Source organism: Staphylococcus equorum (assembly GCF_029531845.1).
GTDB lineage: Bacteria > Bacillota > Bacilli > Staphylococcales > Staphylococcaceae > Staphylococcus > Staphylococcus equorum_C.
In genome coordinates this window covers 162,027-181,845 of the sequence record NZ_JAMBPV010000004.1, presented here as the reverse complement: position 1 = coordinate 181,845, position 19,819 = coordinate 162,027, and the positions used below count along the sequence as shown (strand labels likewise).

Below are 19,819 nucleotides of genomic sequence, written 5' to 3'. Positions count from 1 at the left end.
ACTTTTATTTTTATGATAGATAACTATGTCTTAAACTGACTTATTATTTATCTTGATCTGTATCAGGATCAAAACCAAATTTCATTTCGTTAAGTGGCCAGAAACTAAATGATACTTTACCAACTACTTGATCTTCGTCTATTAAGCCAAACGAACGGCTATCTTTACTTACTTCACGATTATCACCAAGCACAAGTAGTTTGTCTTCAGGAATTTTATTTTTTCCATCTACTTGGTTTAAATCTTTTGTTTCAAAGCTGCCTGTAATGTATTCATATTGTTTATTTTTTTTATTTGAATCTAAATATGGTTCTTCTACTTCTTTACCATTTACAAACAATTTGTCTTTTTTGTATTCAACGTTATCGCCTGAAGTTCCGATAACACGTTTAACATAATCACTTTCTTTGTTTGCATGAAAGACAATGACATTACCATTTTTTATATCGCCGAATTTATATCCAAACAAATTGACCATGACACGTTCACCGTCTTTTAGCGTAGGGTCCATAGAATCACCTTTAACTGTATACGGTTTTGCCACAAAGTTTACAATTAGTAGTACTAACGCTACTGCAACGACAATCGACACAATCCATTCCAATATCTCTTTTTTCAATTTTTACACCTCGTCTATTTAATTAAAGTTCACTGTGAATTTTTCAAATGGAAAATATCTTAAACTCACATTTCCAATAATGTCTTCTTTCTGTATAAATCCAGTCATTCTAGAATCTTGTTTATTTTCACGATTATCATTGAGTACAAAATAAGCATTTGGCGGAATGATATCTCCTTCAGATTGCTTAATATTTCTAAGTGATAAATCATTTATACTATTACTCGCATAGGGCTCATCAACTGCTCTGTCATCTCTATATAACGTCTCGTTCTTATACGCAATAGATTGCCCAGGTTTGCCAATAATTCTACTGAATTGTATTTCATCGCCTTCACGATACATTATAATATCATTATTATCTAATAAGTTAAATGTAGTTTTAATCTTATTTACGATAATTCGATCATCTTGTTTAAGGTTTGGCGCCATCCAATCATCTTTAATGACGGCGCCTGTAATTACAAACGCTTGTATCAATAGTACAATAATAATCGCAAATATTATGGAAATCAAATGTTTTAATATGAATCGCACGCTGTCACTCCTCTGAAGAATGCATAAAATGTTTTTCGATTTTTCGTCCCACAAACCATACTATTAAAATGACAATGATAATAGTGATTAATCTTGTAGGGCTTGTGAATAAAGTTGTGATGTCATTCCCCAACCAACCTACAAGCCCAATCATCACGAATTTTGAAGCTATAAGAACAGTCAAATAGGCATGTGCTTTAATATGCGATAAACTTGCGACAATATTGACTAGCGCACTTGGTGTAAATGGAAAGCACATTAATATAAAAATAGGAAGAACGCCTTTTCTATCAATGAAATGTATCAATCTCTGAACAGAGGTGCGTTGTTGTATTTTCTTCATATAACGTGTATGCGTAAGCCTTCTGAAAAATAAGAATACAATATAACTACCAGCTACTGTACCTACCCAAGCCAATAAGGTTCCAATGATAAAACCATAAGCATTAACGTTAACAATGACAAATACAATGATTGGCAAAATAGGAATAAAAGCTTCAATAAATGGCAATAAAAAACCTACAATATATCCTAAGTTTCCGAATAATTCAAACCAATATTGTACTTGTTCTTCTGTCATCTAACCCATCTCCATCATTTCTATTGATTATAATTATAAGTGTAATATCATGTTTTTAAAACTATAAAGTACTAGATTTAATATAAATCAGTCTCGAGAATGAAAAAAGCGTCACGTCAGAGACTTATAGTATTAACAACCATGGTATGCTTTAAAAATATGGCTACCCATTTTATATTTCAACGTTATCAATATAAAAAAGACTCATTCCAAATATAAATTTGGGATGAGTCTTTAATTAAATCATCATATTTTAATGTAACAAATTTTTCTATATTATAAACGTTTTTCTAATTCTGCTTTTTTATCTTCAAATCCAGGTTTACCTAACAATGCAAACATGTTTTGTTTGTAAGCTTCAACACCTGGTTGGTTGAATGGATTCACACCTAATTGATAACCACTCATTGTACAAGCCAATTCGAAGAAGTAGACGATATAACCAAATGTTTCTTCATCTAAACGAGGAATATCAACAACAATATTTGGAACGCCACCATCTGTATGAGCTAATAGTGTACCTTCAAAAGCTTTCGTATTAACTTCATCAATTGTTTTACCTGCTAAGTAATTTAATCCATCTAAATTATCACTATCTTCTTCTATAGTAATGTTATGTTTTGGATTATTTACTTTTACTACTGTTTCAAATAAGAAACGACGTCCTTCTTGAACATATTGGCCAAGAGAATGTAAGTCTGTTGTATAGTTTGCACTTGAAGGGTAAATACCTTTGAAATCTTTACCTTCAGATTCACCAAATAATTGTTTCCACCATTCATTGAAATATTGCATTGAAGGATCGTAGTTGATTAACATTTCAGTGTCGTAACCTTTTGCATACAAAACGTTACGGATTGTTGCATATTGATAAGCAATATTGTCTTCTAAGTTTTCTGATGACAATTCTTCACGTGCTTTAGCCGCGCCTTCCATCATTGCTTTAATATCAATTCCAGCAACCGCGATTGGTAACAAGCCAACTGCAGTTAATACTGAATAACGACCGCCAATATCGTCTGGTACAACAAATGTTTCATAGCCTTCATTTGTAGCTAATTCTTTTAATGCACCTTTTTCTTTATCTGTAGTTGCAAAAATGCGTTTTTTCGCTTCATCTTTGCCATATTTATTTTCAAGTAATTGTTTAAATAATCTAAATGCAACTGCTGGTTCAGTCGTTGTACCAGATTTTGAAATTACATTGACTGAGAAGTCTTTTCCATCTAAATAATCAATTAATTCTTGTGTATATGTTGAAGATAAATGATTACCTACAAAAATGATTTCTGGGTATTCGTCACTATTTCTAAATGAAGAAGTTAACATTTCAATAGCTGCACGCGCACCTAAATATGAACCCCCGATACCAATTACTACAAATACATCTGAATTTTCTTTAACACGTTTTGAAGCTTCTAAAATACGTGAGAACTCTTCTTTATCATAGTCAACAGGAAGGTCTATCCAACCTAAGAAATCACTGCCAGCGCCTGTTCCTTCATGAATTGTTTTATGAATTGATTTAACGATATCTTTTTGTTGTTGTAATTCGTGCTCTCCAAAAAATTCTAAAGTTTTACCATAATCTAATTGAATATGAGTCATTTGATATTGCCTCCAGTGTTTTTAGTTTCAACATTATATTACTAAGTTTTTTTTGACTATTCAAACAACTAGCCTATAATGAATCATAAATTATGACAATTTTACTAATTATCTTTAGCAATCCAACTTTTTATTCATTATTATATACATATAAATAAAAACCCTTAATCAACAACTTACCTACCCTTAGAACATAAAAACTTCCTTTTTCGAAATAATACCTTTCTAATATTTTTGCATATTTATGTATAAAAGTGGTTTTATTTTCATTAAACATCTGCTATACTATTCAATATCAAATAAAAAAACAAATTTTAAAAAATATCAATTAGAGGTGGAAATTATGAAAGAGAAAATAGTATTAGCATATTCAGGCGGTTTAGACACAAGTGTTGCAGTAAAATGGTTATTAGATAAAGGTTACGACGTTGTAGCTTGTTGTTTAGACGTAGGTGAAGGTAAAGATTTAGATATCGTTCATCAAAAAGCATTAGATATGGGTGCAAGTGAATGCCACATTATTGATGCTACTGAAGAATTCAGTCAAGATTTCGTATCATATGCAATTAAAGGTAATTTAATGTATGAAGGTACTTATCCATTAGTATCTGCATTATCAAGACCTTTAATTTCAAAAAAATTAGTAGAAATTGCTAGTAAAACAAATGCAGTTGGTATTGCACACGGTTGTACTGGTAAAGGTAATGACCAAGTTCGTTTTGAAGTAGCAATTAAAGCTTTAGATCCAGAACTAAAAGTATTTGCTCCAGTAAGAGAATGGGCTTGGAGTCGTGAAGAAGAAATAGATTACGCAATTAAACATAATATCCCAGTACCAATTCAACATGATTCTCCTTATTCAATTGACCAAAACTTATGGGGTAGAAGTAACGAATGTGGTATTCTCGAAGATCCATATGCAACACCACCAGAAGATGCATATGACTTAACTAACGCATTAGAAAATACACCTGATGAATCAGATGAAATTGTACTTTCATTTGAACAAGGTATACCTACTGCTTTAGACGGTCAATCATATAAATTAAGTGAACTTATTTTATATTTAAATAAATTAGCTGGTAAACATGGTATTGGTAGAATTGATCATGTGGAAAATAGACTTGTAGGTATTAAATCAAGAGAAGTTTATGAAACACCTGCAGCAGAAGTAATTGTAAAAGCTCACAAAGCGCTTGAAACAATTACCCTTACAAAAGATGTAGCACATTTCAAACCTGTAATCGAAAAACAATTCTCTGAACAAATTTATAATGGTTTATGGTTCTCTCCATTAACAGATAGCTTAAAAGTATTTGTCGATAGTACGCAGCAATATGTTACAGGTGATGTACGTATTAAATTATACAAAGGTAATGCAATCGTTAATGGCAGAAAATCACCACATACACTATATAACGAAAAATTAGCTACTTATACAAAAGAAGACGCGTTTAATCAAGAATCAGCAGTCGGTTTCATCGATATCTTTGGCCTACCTACTAAAGTAAATTCTATGTTACATGGCGGATATAACGATGAGCAGTAAAGCTTGGGGCGGTAGATTTAGTGAACAACCAGAAGCATGGGTCGATGAATTCAATGCTTCTATCCACTTTGACAAAGTATTAATCGAATACGATGTTCAAGGTAGTATTGCACATGCAACGATGTTAGCCAAACAAGGTATTATTTCTGATTCAGACTGTGAACAAATTATAGATGGCTTGAACGCTATTTTAGCTGATTATGAACAAGGTAATTTAAACTTAGACGTCTCTTTAGAAGATATTCACTTAAATATTGAACATGAATTAATTAAACGTATCGGTGATGCTGGTGGTAGATTACACACTGGACGTAGTAGAAATGATCAAGTCGCTACTGATATGCACCTTTATACAAAAGAAGAAGTTAACTACTTAATTGAATCTATCACTGCTTTCCAGCAAACAATTGTAAAAGTTGCTGAAACACATGTCGATACAATTATGCCAGGTTACACGCATTTACAAAGAGCACAACCGATTTCGTTTGCTCATCACATATTAACGTATTATTGGATGCTAGAAAGAGATAAATCACGTTTCCAAGATAGCTTGAAACGTATTGATATCTCCCCTCTTGGTGCAGCTGCATTAAGTGGTACTACTTACCCAATTGATCGTCATGAAACGCAATCTTTATTAAACTTTAGCGCACTTTATGAAAATAGTATGGATGCCGTAAGTGACAGAGACTATATCGTTGAAACGTTACACAATATTTCTTTAACTATGGTTCATCTTTCTCGTTTTGCTGAAGAAATTATTTTTTGGTCATCAGCAGAAGCAAACTTCATAACTTTATCTGACGCATTTTCAACTGGTTCTTCTATCATGCCACAGAAGAAAAATCCTGATATGGCAGAATTAATTAGAGGTAAAGTTGGACGTACGACAGGTAATCTTATGAGTATGCTTATGACACTTAAAGGTTTGCCTTTAGCATACAATAAAGACATGCAAGAAGATAAAGAAGGACTCTTTGATGCTGTGCATACACTTAAAGGTTCTCTACGTATCTTCGAAGGCATGATTGGTACAATGACTGTGAATGTGGATCACTTACAAGAAACTGTCTACAATGATTTTTCAAATGCAACAGAACTTGCAGATTACCTAGTCAACAAAGGTGTGCCATTTAGAAATGCACATGAAATCGTCGGTAAAATTGTGCTTTGGTCTATACAACATAACGTTTATTTACTAGATGTTCCATTAGAAGAATATCAAAAGGCACATGCTAGTATCGAAGCGGACATTTATGATTACTTAAAACCTGAAAACTGTGTAAGTCGTAGAATCAGTTATGGTTCAACAGGACAAGAAGCAGTAAAACAACAAATCAATATAATAAAACAACAACATTAACAAAAAAGAACTGGAAAACATGCTTAATCAAGCGGTTTTCCAGTTCTTTTTTTGTTAAATATATATAATCATAACGTCTTAATAGATTATAAACACCTATATAGCGTCCCTGTGACGCAAAGACAGTATCTTTTTATTCTAATACCCTCAACGCTTGGAGAAATAGCTTGTATACGTCACGCAAGGTGCAATGTCTTACTTCTATTTGTAATTTTTTGTTATAAATTGTAAGTATATGTTTAATATTATTTAGTTTGAATAAATATGTTGTAAATCCTATTCTTATTTTTGATTTTCTTTTGTACTATGAAATTACAGTTCAGATTAAGGAGTGACAACATTATGAAACACGTCAGTAAATTTATCATTTCAAGTATTGCGGTAACATCATTATTGAGTATTGGTGCATCTCCAGACATTCAAGCTAGTGGTAAAGGTAGTCAGATGGAAAATCAGAATGCTTCTAGTTCACAACAAAGTCCTCATTCAAACGAGATAAATAATAAGCAGAATGAATTACATAATTTAACAGGTGAAAAATTCACAACAATTGCTCACAGAGGCGCAAGTGGTTACGCACCAGAGCATACGCTAGCAGCTTATGATAAGAGTCATAATGCCATAGGCGCATCATATATAGAAATCGATTTACAAATGACTAAAGACGGTCACCTCGTCGCAATGCACGATGAAACTGTTGATAGAACGACAAATGGTACGGGCAGAGTCGACGAATATACACTTGAAGAACTGAAACAATTAGATGCTGGAAGTAAATTTAATGCGGAAAATCCTCAATATGCAAATTCAAACTATGAAGGTATCCAAGTACCAACATTAGATGAGATTTTCCAACGCTATGGTTCAGATGCTAATTATTATATTGAAACTAAATCGCCCGATGTTTATCCAGGTATGGAAGAAAAACTTCTAGATACATTAAATAAACATAATTTATTAAATAGCGAATCACTTGAAAATGGTCATGTTATGCTTCAATCCTTTTCACAAGAAAGCTTATTAAAGTTACAAAACCTAAACCCTAATATCCCTCTTGTACGTTTATTAGATAAGGGTGAATTACCTAGTATGACACAACAAGACTTTAATGCGATCAAACAGTATGCAGTTGGTGTAGGTCCCGAACATACAGATTTAACAAAACAAAATGTGCATAATCTTAAAAAAGCTGGCCTTTTAGTACATCCGTTTACCGTTAATGAAAAAGCAGACATGCAACGACTAAATGACTATGGCGTACATGGCGTCTTTACGAATTATCCCGATTTATATAAGCAAGTAATTAATGAAAATGAGACGCTCACAAAATAAAACTTTTCATTACCTATAACTAACGTCTTAATTAACAACCATAATAAAAACTATCCTGTAAAATGTTATGTTATTTACTATAATGATGAATTAGTTTATTATTGATAATAGCTATCAATAGGAGTGTTTTTTTGAAATATTTTTTAATTATTATTGGTGTGTTATTTACAGTCATTGGTTTTGCTGGAGTTTTGTTACCTTTATTACCAACTACGCCATTTTTATTAGTTGCAGTCATTTGTTTTTCTAAAAGCTCTGATAAATTTGAAAATTGGTTAGTACAAACAAAGGTTTATGTGAATTATGTTGAAAGTTTTAAAGAAAACAAAGGCTATACTTTAAAGGACAAGTTCAAACTTTTGTTGAGTCTTTATATAGTTATCGGCTTTTCAATTTTTATGATAGACCATCCTTATATAAGATTGGGTTTGTTAATAATGGTAACATTGCAGACGATAGTTTTATTTACTTTTGTGAAAACATTACCAGCAAATTTTTATGACAAAGAATAATTTGCTGGTGAGAATAACAGTGTTGAAGAAAATATTATTATATAATAACCATCCCATTACTGGATATATGGTTTAACTATTAAATTTATTAAAAGCATTTACTTAAAAAGTTAATGTTTAAACTAACTTTTAAGAGTGTCGACAAAGCCTGTGACTTTGTTGGCATTTTTTTGTGCACGCTTTCCGGATGGGACAGCATCAACCTGTAAACTTCGGCTCGTACTATCCCTGCAGAATTTAGCCCAATGAACTGCCATTTTAAATAATAATTAAATGAATCTGTCATCTTAATTTATAGTTCAACTCATTTAAAGATAAAACACAAATGAAAAACACATATAAAACAAATCAAATGCTTTTTTAAAAAATATTGATGAGAACAATAAGTTTAGTACATCTGCATGTATAGTAAAAAAAGAACTTGTAATAAATAGAAAGTACCCACCATTAAAAATTAATAGTGGGTACTTTTTATTGTATCTAAATTAATAACTATCTAAATCATTTTTACTCTATTTACTATTACGCCCAACCACGGTAACGTGCTGCTTCTGCAGTACGTTTAATACCAACGATAAACGCAGCTAAACGCATATCAATTTTTCTGTTTTGCGATAATTCATAAATTGTATCAAAAGCAGTTATAAGTTTTTCACGTAATTTAGTGTTTACTTCTTCTTCAGTCCAATAATAACCTTGGTTATTTTGTACCCATTCGAAGTATGAAACTGTTACGCCACCAGCACTTGCTAATACATCAGGAACAAGTAGGACACCACGTTCAGTTAAGATACGTGTTGCCGCTGGTGTAGTTGGACCATTAGCAGCCTCAACCACAATATCAGCTTTAATATCTCCTGCATTGTCTTCGGTAATTTGATTTGTAATTGCTGCCGGAATCAGCACATCACAATCAAGTTCGAACAATTCTTTATTTGAAATTGTTTCTTCAAATAAATTTGTTACTGTTCCGAAGCTATCTCTTCTGTCTAACAGATAGTCGATATCTAAACCTTCTGGGTCATGTAATGCACCATAAGCATCTGAGATACCAACAATTTTTGCACCCATGTCGTATAAGAATTTCGCTAAGAAACTACCTGCGTTACCGAAACCTTGAATTACCATACGTGCACCTTTTAAATCTAGTCCTCTTCTCTTCGCAGCTTGTTCAATGGCAATTACTACACCTAAAGCTGTTGAACGATCACGGCCTTGTGAACCACCTAAAACAATTGGTTTACCAGTAATGAAACCTGGTGAATTGAATTTGTCTAATGAACTATATTCGTCCATCATCCACGCCATAATTTGAGAGTTTGTAAATACGTCTGGTGCTGGAATATCTTTAGTTGGTCCAACGAATTGAGAAATTGAGCGCACATACCCACGAGATAGACGTTCTACTTCATGAATGCTCATTTGTCTTGGATCACAAATGATTCCACCTTTGCCCCCGCCGTACGGTAAATCCACTATGCCACATTTCAATGTCATCCACATTGATAGGGCCTTAACTTCTTCTTCATCAACATCTGGATGGAAACGAACTCCACCTTTTGTTGGTCCAACAGCATCATTATGCTGTGCACGATAACCAGTAAATGTTTTAACAGTACCATCATCCATACGGACAGGAATTCGAACTTCAAGGAATCTTAATGGTTCCTTTACTAAATCATACATACCATCGTCAAATCCCAGTTTATGCAATGCTTCTTTAATAATTTGTTGCGTAGAAGTAACTAAATTATTATTCTCAGTCATGATTCATTTCGCCTCTTTTTCGTAACTAATGATTTCGCTTTCATGATAATTGTAACATAACATTTTGCTTTTTAAAGAGTTTTCAAAACTTATATTTTTTAACTATAAATTTACTCGAAAACGCTTCTTACTTTGTCTAATGCAAAGTCTAATTCTTCTTTTGAAATAATAAGTGGTGGTGCAAAACGGATCACAGTGTCATGTGTTTCTTTACATAATAAACCTTTTTCTTTTAATGCTTCACAATAAGGTCTCGCGTCTTCATTTAATTCAATTCCGATAAATAAACCACGTCCGCGAACTTCTTTAATTGCAGGGTTGTCTATTTTTTCTAGCTCAGATTTAAAATAATTTCCTAATTCTAATGAACGGCCTGGTAAATCTTCGTCGATGATAACATCTAATGCAGCATTTGAAACTGCACAAGCTAATGGATTACCGCCAAATGTAGAACCGTGAGACCCAGGTGTAAACACACCTAATACTTCTTCATCTGCTAATACTACTGAAATTGGTAATACGCCGCCGCCTAATGCTTTACCTAAAATGTATACGTCTGGTTTAACGTCATCCCAGTCTGTAGCAAATAATTTACCTGAACGACCTAAACCAGCTTGAATTTCATCGGCAATAAATAAGACATTATGTTCATCACATAATTCTCTAATTGCTTTTAAGTAACCTTCTGGTGGAACATTAATTCCTGCTTCTCCTTGGATTGGTTCAATTAAAATTGCAGCAGTATTTTCGTTGATAGCGCCTTTAACAGCTTCAATATCTCCAAAATCAACTTTATTAAATCCTTCTAATAACGGACCATACCCACGTTGATATTCAGGTTCTGATGATAATGATACTGGTGCCATAGTACGACCATGGAAGTTACCATTGAATGCAATAACTTCTGCTTTATCTGGTTCTATATTTTTAACATCGTAAGCCCAACGACGTGCAGCTTTTAATGCAGTTTCAACCGCTTCGGCACCTGTGTTCATTGGCAATGCTTTTTCTTTACCTGAAAGTTTACAAATTTTTTCATACCATTCGCCTAGATTATCACTATGGAATGCACGAGACACTAAAGTAACTTTGTCTGCTTGGTCTTTCAATGCTTGAATAATCTTAGGATGTCTGTGACCTTGGTTTACAGCTGAATATGCAGATAGCATATCCATATATTTGTTACCTTCTGGGTCTTTAACCCAAACACCTTCTGCTTCCGATATGACGATTGGAAGTGGCACATAGTTTTGTGCTCCGTAATGATTTGTTACTTCTATGATTTCTTTTGATCTTGACATGATATCTCCCCTTTGAAAATATTTAAGAGTCTTTTTAAACTCTAAAACGATACTTGTTCATAGCATAACGTATTTAGAGTTCAACTGAAACCATTTTCTAAAACTACTCACTTCATGCGACTTATAAGCTGATACATCAACATAAATCAAGCTTTAAACATATCAATAAACTACTTAATTTATATGTAAGCCCTTACATATATAATGACATAATTACCTGCATTTATACAAGATAATTTTGCCTGATTTAAAAAATAAAATATCGTTTATTATTTTTACACAAAATTGCATATTCAATCAGTATTTCATGCATTATAACAGTTGATAAATTAATAATTATACACTGTTATTTACTCTTAATTATATATAATTACTAATGAATAATGCCTCGTACAATATCTAATACCTTAATGTATTCATCATAATGGTTATTAATCTATAACTATTTTTCTACATTTTTTTCGTTTTATCTCATCTAATAAACGCTAATTTCTTGTTTTTATCAGTAAATAAAAAAAGTAGCATATCTATCACAATATCTTTAAAAAATTGTGATAATACACTACTTAATTATCTATATACTATTTATTATCGGTTCTTGGAAGTGGATAGAAACCTTTATTAAACTGTTCCCATAATTTTGGTGGAAGATGATGTTTATCTTTTCTATTTGGATCAAAGTGAGAAATAATTTGATTTTCTTCACCATTTTTAATTTTACTAACAAAATTGTGATCTAATAAAATCTCTCTACCTAATGCTACAAGTTCTACATTTGTTGATTCAATAGCTTCAATTGCTTGTTCCGCAGTAAATATTGAACCAATACCAACAAGTGGCATGCGACCATTAATCCATTGTAGTAATAATTTAATACGTTCTTGACCTTTATATTGCCCTTCACGCGTTTTCGAATGAATATCCATCAATGAAACATGTAAATAATCTAATGGTTTTTCAATTAAATGTTTTACTAACGTTTCTGTAATTTCCATGCTTATACCTGGTGTTTCTGCTTCTTCAGGTGAAAATCTATATCCAACGATAAAATCTTTATTTCCATGACGTTTAACTGTTTCTGTCACTTCATCAACAACTGCAGTTGCGAATTTAAAAGGATCTTCGCCCCATTCATCGTTACGACGGTTGTAATAAGGTGAGACAAATTGATGTATTAAATAGTGGTTAGCGCCATGAATTTCTACGCCGTCAAAGCCAGCTTCAATCACTCTTCGTGTCGCTTCACCAAACGCTTTAATTGTTTCTTCTATTTCTTCAACAGTAATCTCACGTGCATGATGTTCTTCCTGTTCTCCAAAACTTTTTAATGAAATTGGACTAGGTGCAGCAACATCTCCATTAGGAGTTAAATTAGGTAATGCTTGGGCACCACCATGATGGATTTGAACAATAGCTTTCGAGCCATTTTTCTTCATTGCTTCAGCTAATCGTTTCAACCCTTCTAAATTTGAATCATGCGCTACAGAAGGCTGTCCAGGAAATGCTTTCCCTAAGTCTGTTACATTACTAGCAGCAGAAATAGCTAATCCCACATCTTTTGAACGTTGTTCCATATATACTACTTCTTCATTTGAAATCGACCCATCATCATTAGAAGATACGTGTGTTAGCGGTGCTAAGACAAATCTATTTTCTAATACAACTTTATTAGGCAATGTGAGCTTTTCAAATAACGGTTGAAATTTTTTATCCATTACAATTATTCCTCCTAAGTAAAATACCATATCGCTTTTTTTCCACACTATTTGAGTGCTTGTTAATTCTAACTACCTAAACTATAAAGATAAATAAATATGCTCACGCATGTAATTTTTGATAACTTTCTTTTCACAATAAAAAAATACTGACATCTCTCATCGAAATGTCAGTATCTTGTTAAAGATGTTTTTTCATCTTTAATCGCGTTTTTGGACTGTTTAATCCAAACCGGCAAGCGTTCTTTAATTGTTTGAAACCCATATTTTTCGGTTTCTTTAATTTCATCTAATACTGATTGCTTTTCCTTCTTACGTTCATAATTTTTAAAATAGTCATTATCTTTTAAAGAAAGATTCAGTTTACCTTCATCATCAATTGAAATCACTTTCGCTCTTACAATTTGTCCTTCCGATAAAAACTTTTTCAAATTATGGACGTAATCATCCATAATTTCGGATATGTGGATTAATCCCTCAGCATTGTCCGGGGTTTCTACAAAAGCGCCATACGGTTGAATACCAGTCACACGAACTTTGATATGTTGACCTACTGTATAGTGATTATTCAACGTGATAACCCCTTATTTCGTTTTACTTAACACTATTATAATAGCATAAATTATAACTTGGTACTAACATTTAAATAGAAAAATTTCACATTTTATAGATTTCCTACAATAATTCAACAAAATAAAAATGTTAACCTTCTACGTATAGCAAGTATCCGCTCTCATTTAACGCTTAAATTAATTCTCCATAAAAATTTTTATACATAATAATGTGTCGAGCTATTTTTACGTTGAATTACATTATTAACTTCTAAAGTAGGTTCAATTAAAAAACAGGCTCAACTTTGCACTCAACATAAAACTACTACATTGAGTGATTGATTGAACCTGTTTTACATATATTACATTTTACTTCTTGCTTGTAATTATTGTGCTATCTTTTCAGCTTCTCCATATAGACGGGCAGCATCTATCATGTCGTTTACTTCTGCGTCCCCCTATAAATTTGTCTGAAAATTGCATAGGGTTATAACCGGCCAACAACTAATACCATTATATATTCACACCATTGTTGCCCCTGTCATACTCCCTTATTTTTGTTTTTCTTCAATATCAATTGAATCAATTGTAACATCGTGTACTGGTTTATCTTGAGGACCTACTTTTGTATTCGCAATATCTTCTAATGTTGCTTTACCTTCTATTAATTGACCGAAAACTGTATGTTTTTGATCTAACCAAGGTGTACCACCATTTTCACCATACGCTTTAACAATCGGTTCTGGCCAACCACCGTCAGCTAATTGACTTAGCATTGATTCAGGTACTTCCGTCATTTGTACGATGAAGAATTGAGATCCATTTGTATTTGGGCCAGAATTCGCCATTGATAAAGCACCATATAAATTAAATGCTTCAAGCGAGAACTCATCTTCGAATGCACCGCCATAAATACTTTCGCCACCCATGCCACTTGCTGTTGGGTCGCCGCCTTGTACCATGAAGTCATTAATTACACGGTGGAAAGTCACACCATCGTAATAACCATTTTTGGCATGTGTTACAAAGTTTTCTACCGTTTTTGGCGCCACGTCAGGTAATAATTTAAATGTCATATCGCCTTTATTCGTGTGTAATACCATTTTAATTTCGTTACCGTTTATTTCTGAATTTAACTGAGGATAGTTCGTCATTTTTATTCTCCATTTCATGTTAAGATGATATATGTATTCTAACATAAATGAAGGGATGTATTGAATTATGTTATATCGATTTGCACATAAAACTGGAAGCTACGGCGTCATAATAAAAGAAGAAGATGAAAATCAAGTCTTAGTTCAAGTTGAACAAGTAATCAAACACCCAAAACAAGGTGATTTACATAACCCAACAGAAACTGAAAATGTATTTTTCCATGAGCGCAAAGCATTGAGTCATTTTGAAAAACGCTATACAACTAAATCGCATCTTAAACCTTTCACTGAAGATGAATTGCCTTATGAACAATCACTACAACAAGCAATCACTAATCTCGAGCTTAAGTTAAAAGATCAAGATACGTTACACGCAAAGAAATCACTCGAGAATTTACAGCAACTTAAGAAGGATTACGCAATTCAATATAAACAAAATTTTGAATAAAAATACTGCGTTTCTTCTTATTTAAATAAACATTTAATTCATGTGCTTCTAGGGTTGGCCATGTTTTTCAGAATAGTCTAATTCATGTATAATAACCTTATACTATTTTTAAAGGAGGATAAAATAATGAGTTTGTTACATATAGCGGTTCTTCTACCGTTAATATTTGCACTCATTATTCCATTTGTATATCGGTTTCATAAACGAATACATTTAGGATGGTTTGTGTTACCTATCCCCGTCGTCTTATTTATATATTTCCTCGCATATATCTATACAACCATGTCAGGAAATACCATAATGCAGAAAGTAGACTGGATGCCTCACTTTGGTATGAATTTCGATTTATACGTTGATGGTCTGGGATTACTTTTCAGTTTGTTAATTACTGGCATTGGTAGTTTAATCGTACTATATTCTATAAGTTATTTAAGTCGACAAGAGCAGTTAGGGAATTTTTATTGTTATCTGTTGCTCTTTATGGGTGCAATGTTAGGTGTTGTTTTATCTGATAATATTATTATGTTATATCTATTTTGGGAGTTAACTTCATTTTCGAGTTTTCTACTCATTTCATTTTGGCGTGACAAACAAGCATCTATTTATGGTGCTCAAAAATCAATGCTTGTCACTGTATTTGGTGGCTTATCACTTTTGGGTGGCCTTATTTTACTATCACTCGCAGGTGGCTCTACAAGTATTCAAGAACTTATTGGGAATGCATCTGAAATCCAAACAAGTCCATATTTCATTTTATCAATGATATTTGTATTAATTGGTGCGATGACAAAATCTGCTCAAGTTCCATTTTACGTATGGTTACCAGATGCAATGGAAGCGCCAACACCAGTCAGTGCCTACCTACACTCAGCTACAATGGTTAAAGCAGGTCTTTACTTAGTAGCACGCATGACACCAATCTTTGCACTTTCACAAGGTTGGATTTGGACTGTAACTGCTGTAGGTTTAATCACTCTATTCTGGGCATCATTAAACGCTACAAAACAACAGGATTTAAAAGGTATTTTGGCATTTTCTACTGTTTCACAACTTGGTATGATTATGTCTATGTTAGGTATAGGTGCAGTAAGTTATCATTTTGAAGGCTCCGAAAGCCAACTTTATGTTGCCGCATTTACCGCTGCTGTGTTCCACCTGATTAATCACGCTACATTTAAAGGTGCGTTATTTATGATCGCTGGTGCTATTGACCATAGTACAGGCACGCGGGATGTGAAAAAGCTAGGTGGATTACTAACAATAATGCCTATTTCTTTTACAATCACCTTAATCACCTCACTCAGTATGGCAGGTGTACCGCCGTTTAACGGTTTCCTTTCTAAAGAAAAATTCTTGGAAAGTATGATTGAGGTCACAAACGTTAACCTATTTAGTTTAAATACGCTTGGCTTATTAATTCCAATCGTAGCAATTATCGGTAGTATTTTTACATTTGTATATTCTATAAGATTTATTGGGCAAATCTTCTTAGGTAGTCGTAAATCAGATGTTTTACCGAAAAAAGCACATGAAGCTTCTATACTAATGTTAGTATCACCAGCTATTTTAGCAGTATTAGTTATTGTATTTGGGTTCTTCCCTTCTATATTAACTAAATCAATCATCGAACCTGCTGTTAATTCAATCAGTCAAACTACTGGAACGCAAGCAGAATTCCATATGTTCCATGGTTTTACGCCAGCATTTTTCTCTACCATTGGTATATATATTGTCGGTATATTATTGATTTTATCGTTTGGCTATTGGGTTCGCTTATTACGCGCACACCCTACAAAACTTACAATCAATTATTGGTATGATAAGTTCGGTAATGATACACCAGGTTACTCAAGTAAATTCACAAATGCTTATGTGACTGGTTTTACGCGTAACAACTTAGTAATTATTTTTATCTCTTTAATCTTAATTACTTTAGCTACATTATTAGTCACACCGTTTAGTATTAATTTTAAAGACGTGAGTGAAATACGTCCATTCGAATTAATCATTGTAGTGCTTATAATTACATCAGCTTCAATGATTATATTTGCACGTTCAAGACTATTCAGTATCATTATGGCAAGTGCAGTAGGTTATTCTGTCGCTATATTCTTTATATTCTTTGGCGCGCCAGATTTAGCTCTTACACAATTTGTAGTTGAATCAATTTCTACAGCGTTATTCTTATTGTGTTTCTATCATTTACCAAACTTAAACAGACATAAAGAGACTCGTTCTTTCAAACTTGTGAATGTTTTAGTTTCGGTGGGCGCAGGTGTTGTCGTAACTGTACTTGGATTAATTACTTATGGTAATCGACACTTTAGCTCTATCGCTGAGTTCTATAAAGAACATGTATATGATTTAGCACACGGCACTAATATGGTAAACGTCATACTTGTCGATTTCCGTGGTACTGATACTTTATTCGAAGCCTCTGTGCTAGGTATCGCAGGTTTGGGAGTTTATACGATGATTAAGCTACGCACAAATGATAAATCTAATGATGAAGGAGGTAAAAACGTTGAAAAGACAGAAGAATAATATAATCTTTCAATATTCAGCAGTTCTTATCTTCTTCCTCATCGTAATGTTTGGTCTATCTTTATTTTTAGCAGGACATTACACACCAGGTGGTGGCTTCGTAGGCGGACTATTACTATCTAGTGCCCTAGTCATCATAGCTGTAGCTTTTGATATTAAAACTATGAGGAAAATCTTTCCTTGGGATTTCAAATTATTAATAGGTGTTGGTTTGCTGTTTTGTATAGCAACACCTATGGCGAGTTGGTTTTATAATAAAAATTTCTTCACGCACACACCATTTGAAATACCTTTAGGAATTTTACCACCGATGGAAATGCATACGGCAACGTTCTTTGACTTAGGCGTAATGTTTGCGGTTATCGGTACAGTAATGACTATAATTTTATCGATTGGAGAGAATGAGTAATGGAAATAGTGATGATTTTTGTTTGTGGTATTCTCACAGCAATGAGCGTCTATCTCATTCTTTCTAAGAGTTTGATACGCATCATTATTGGGACTACTTTGCAAACACATACAGCCAATTTATTTTTAATTACAATGGGTGGATTAAAGAAAGGTGAAGTGCCGATTTATGAAAAAGGTATATCTTCCTATGTTGATCCAATTCCACAAGCGTTGATTTTAACAGCTATTGTAATTTCATTTTCTGTAACAGCGTTCTTCTTAGTACTTGCCTTTAGAAGTTATAAAGAATTAGGAACTGACAACGTAGAAAGTATGAAAGGAGTGCTAGATGATGATCGAGAGTAATCTCATTATTTCACTACTCGTCATACCAATGTTGACGATTATCGCACTTGTTTTCATTGGTAAGCGCCCTATTATTAAACGATACGTTGCACTATCTGGGACAGCTGTCACATTGGTTTTTGCATTTATTAACTTAAACAACGTATTAAAGAATGGGATTATAACTTTAGAACTTGGTTCATGGGAAGCACCATATAGTATCGTATTAGTGCTCGATATATTTAGTATCCTTCTTGTTATTTCAAGTTTAATCGTAACAATGCTGATTATTTTATATTCTTATCAATCAGTGGGCATAGAACGTGAAACGTATTATTACTACTTCGCAGTAATGTTCATGCTTACAGGTGTCATAGGTTCATTTATCACAGGTGATATTTTCAACTTATTCGTATTCTTCGAAGTATTCTTACTGGCATCTTATATTCTATTAGTTATCGGCGGTACGAAAGTACAATTAAGTGAAACTATAAAATATGTACTTATCAATGTTACATCATCCGCTTTCTTTGTTATTGCGGTAGCAATGCTTTACTCTGTAGTCGGTACATTAAATCTAGCAGATATTGGTGAAAAATTAGAACAACTACCTGCTGCAGATGCTGGGATTGTAAATATCATATTCATCATGTTTATCTTTGTGTTTGCAACGAAAGCCGGCGTTTTTCCAATGTACATTTGGTTACCAGGTGCATATTATGCTCCGCCAATTGCAATCATTGCCTTTTTCGGTGCGTTATTAACAAAAGTTGGTGTCTATGCAATTGCTAGAACATCAAGTCTATTCATTCATGATACATCAAGCTTCCCGTTCTACATTATTCTTTTCTTAGCATTATTAACCATTATTTTTGGTTGTGTAGGCGCAGTGAGTTATTTTGATACTAAGAAAATTATTATCTACAATATTATGATTGCTGTCGGCGTTATTTTAGTCGGTGTAGCTATGATGAACCAAACTGGCATGATGGGCGCAATTTATTACACCTTACATGATATGTTAATTAAAGCAGCACTATTTTTCTTAATTGGTGTTATGTACAAAATTACTAAAACACATGATTTACGCAAATACAGTGGTCTCATTAAAGACTATCCAGTTTTAGGTTGGACATTCTTTATTGCGGCACTTAGCTTAGCAGGCATACCACCACTCAGTGGTTTTTATGGTAAATTTTATATTGTACAGGCTACCTTCGAAAAAGGTTTCTACTTAAGTGGTATTGTCATACTACTTTCAAGTCTTGTTGTACTTTATTCCGTCATTCGCATATTCTTACAAGGATTCTTTGGCGAATCAAAAGGATATAAAGTCAATCCTAAATTACAATATAAAGGTATACTTACGATTGCTATTGTCTCAGTCGTAATTTCAGTAATTTTCGGATTATCTGCAGACTTTCTACATCCAATTATAAAAGATGCTGCAGAAGCGTTCTATAATCCTAGTGTATATATTGATGGCGTATTGGGGGGAAAATAA

At 33.1% G+C, this 19,819-nt stretch carries 18 protein-coding genes; 9 read left to right on the top strand and 9 right to left on the bottom strand.

Annotation, left to right across the window (positions count from 1 at the left end; all coding sequences use genetic code 11):
* Positions 1-43: 43 nt before the first annotated feature.
* The 4 genes from lepB (M4L39_RS07230) to M4L39_RS07215 form a co-directional block, all read right to left on the bottom strand.
* Positions 44-619 carry a signal peptidase I gene (gene lepB / locus M4L39_RS07230; protein ID WP_277581435.1) on the bottom strand — a complete coding sequence of 192 codons (576 nt, stop codon included), beginning with the start codon at positions 617-619 and terminating at the stop codon, positions 44-46.
* 18 nt (positions 620-637) lie between these two features.
* Positions 638-1,156: a signal peptidase I gene (gene lepB / locus M4L39_RS07225; protein ID WP_277581434.1), complete on the bottom strand. Its 519-nt coding sequence runs from the start codon at positions 1,154-1,156 to the stop codon at positions 638-640.
* A 4-nt stretch (positions 1,157-1,160) separates the two neighbouring features.
* On the bottom strand, positions 1,161-1,736 hold the full coding sequence (locus M4L39_RS07220; RefSeq protein ID WP_277581433.1) for a TVP38/TMEM64 family protein: 576 nt from the start codon (positions 1,734-1,736) through the stop codon (positions 1,161-1,163).
* A gap of 276 nt (positions 1,737-2,012) precedes the next feature.
* Positions 2,013-3,344, bottom strand: coding sequence for a glucose-6-phosphate isomerase (locus tag M4L39_RS07215; RefSeq protein WP_277581432.1), 1,332 nt, complete (start codon positions 3,342-3,344; stop codon positions 2,013-2,015).
* Between the two features lie 343 nt (positions 3,345-3,687).
* Between M4L39_RS07215 and M4L39_RS07210 the strand changes: the two genes are divergently transcribed.
* From M4L39_RS07210 to M4L39_RS07195, 4 genes are all read left to right on the top strand, one after another.
* Positions 3,688-4,893, top strand: coding sequence for an argininosuccinate synthase (locus tag M4L39_RS07210; RefSeq protein WP_277581431.1), 1,206 nt, complete (start codon positions 3,688-3,690; stop codon positions 4,891-4,893).
* On the top strand, positions 4,883-6,256 hold the full coding sequence (gene argH / locus M4L39_RS07205) for an argininosuccinate lyase (RefSeq protein ID WP_277581430.1): 1,374 nt from the start codon (positions 4,883-4,885) through the stop codon (positions 6,254-6,256). The genes M4L39_RS07210 and argH overlap by 11 nt, the downstream gene beginning before the upstream one ends.
* 342 nt (positions 6,257-6,598) lie before the next feature.
* Complete coding sequence (locus tag M4L39_RS07200) at positions 6,599-7,588, top strand: glycerophosphodiester phosphodiesterase (RefSeq protein WP_277581429.1); 990 nt, start codon at positions 6,599-6,601, stop codon at positions 7,586-7,588.
* A 131-nt stretch (positions 7,589-7,719) separates the two neighbouring features.
* Positions 7,720-8,100, top strand: a complete 381-nt coding sequence (locus M4L39_RS07195; protein WP_277581428.1) for a YbaN family protein — start codon at positions 7,720-7,722, stop codon at positions 8,098-8,100.
* Positions 8,101-8,622: 522 nt separating this feature from the next.
* On the opposite strand, the gene M4L39_RS07190 is transcribed toward M4L39_RS07195, so the two are convergent.
* The 5 genes from M4L39_RS07190 to M4L39_RS07170 all read right to left on the bottom strand — a co-directional run bounded on the left by M4L39_RS07190 (position 8,623) and on the right by M4L39_RS07170 (position 14,588).
* Positions 8,623-9,867 carry a Glu/Leu/Phe/Val family dehydrogenase gene (locus M4L39_RS07190; RefSeq protein ID WP_277581427.1) on the bottom strand — a complete coding sequence of 415 codons (1,245 nt, stop codon included), beginning with the start codon at positions 9,865-9,867 and terminating at the stop codon, positions 8,623-8,625.
* 110 nt (positions 9,868-9,977) lie between these two features.
* On the bottom strand, positions 9,978-11,168 hold the full coding sequence (locus M4L39_RS07185) for an ornithine--oxo-acid transaminase (RefSeq protein ID WP_277581426.1): 1,191 nt from the start codon (positions 11,166-11,168) through the stop codon (positions 9,978-9,980).
* A 581-nt stretch (positions 11,169-11,749) separates the two neighbouring features.
* On the bottom strand, positions 11,750-12,883 hold the full coding sequence (locus M4L39_RS07180; protein WP_277581425.1) for an NADH-dependent flavin oxidoreductase: 1,134 nt from the start codon (positions 12,881-12,883) through the stop codon (positions 11,750-11,752).
* Between the two features lie 170 nt (positions 12,884-13,053).
* Positions 13,054-13,455 (bottom strand): S1 domain-containing post-transcriptional regulator Ygs, encoded by a 402-nt coding sequence (gene ygs / locus M4L39_RS07175; protein ID WP_002508137.1) that lies wholly within the window; start codon positions 13,453-13,455, stop codon positions 13,054-13,056.
* A 530-nt stretch (positions 13,456-13,985) separates the two neighbouring features.
* A complete protein-coding gene (locus M4L39_RS07170; protein WP_277581424.1) occupies positions 13,986-14,588 on the bottom strand; it encodes a peptidylprolyl isomerase in 603 nt (200 codons plus the stop codon).
* Positions 14,589-14,655: 67 nt separating this feature from the next.
* Between M4L39_RS07170 and kapB the strand changes: the two genes are divergently transcribed.
* The 5 genes from kapB to M4L39_RS07145 all read left to right on the top strand — a co-directional run bounded on the left by kapB (position 14,656) and on the right by M4L39_RS07145 (position 19,819).
* Positions 14,656-15,036, top strand: coding sequence for a sporulation phosphorelay system protein KapB (kapB, locus tag M4L39_RS07165; RefSeq protein WP_277581423.1), 381 nt, complete (start codon positions 14,656-14,658; stop codon positions 15,034-15,036).
* A 126-nt stretch (positions 15,037-15,162) separates the two neighbouring features.
* Positions 15,163-17,580, top strand: coding sequence for a Na+/H+ antiporter subunit A (locus M4L39_RS07160; RefSeq protein WP_277581422.1), 2,418 nt, complete (start codon positions 15,163-15,165; stop codon positions 17,578-17,580).
* Entirely contained in the window at positions 17,561-17,989 is a 429-nt protein-coding gene (locus tag M4L39_RS07155; RefSeq protein WP_277581421.1) for a Na(+)/H(+) antiporter subunit B, read from the top strand. The genes M4L39_RS07160 and M4L39_RS07155 overlap by 20 nt, the downstream gene beginning before the upstream one ends.
* Positions 17,989-18,336: a Na+/H+ antiporter Mnh1 subunit C gene (gene mnhC1 / locus M4L39_RS07150; RefSeq protein WP_057512733.1), complete on the top strand. Its 348-nt coding sequence runs from the start codon at positions 17,989-17,991 to the stop codon at positions 18,334-18,336. Before M4L39_RS07155 ends, mnhC1 begins: the two co-directional genes overlap by 1 nt.
* Positions 18,323-19,819: a Na+/H+ antiporter subunit D gene (locus tag M4L39_RS07145; RefSeq protein ID WP_277581420.1), complete on the top strand. Its 1,497-nt coding sequence runs from the start codon at positions 18,323-18,325 to the stop codon at positions 19,817-19,819. The genes mnhC1 and M4L39_RS07145 overlap by 14 nt, the downstream gene beginning before the upstream one ends.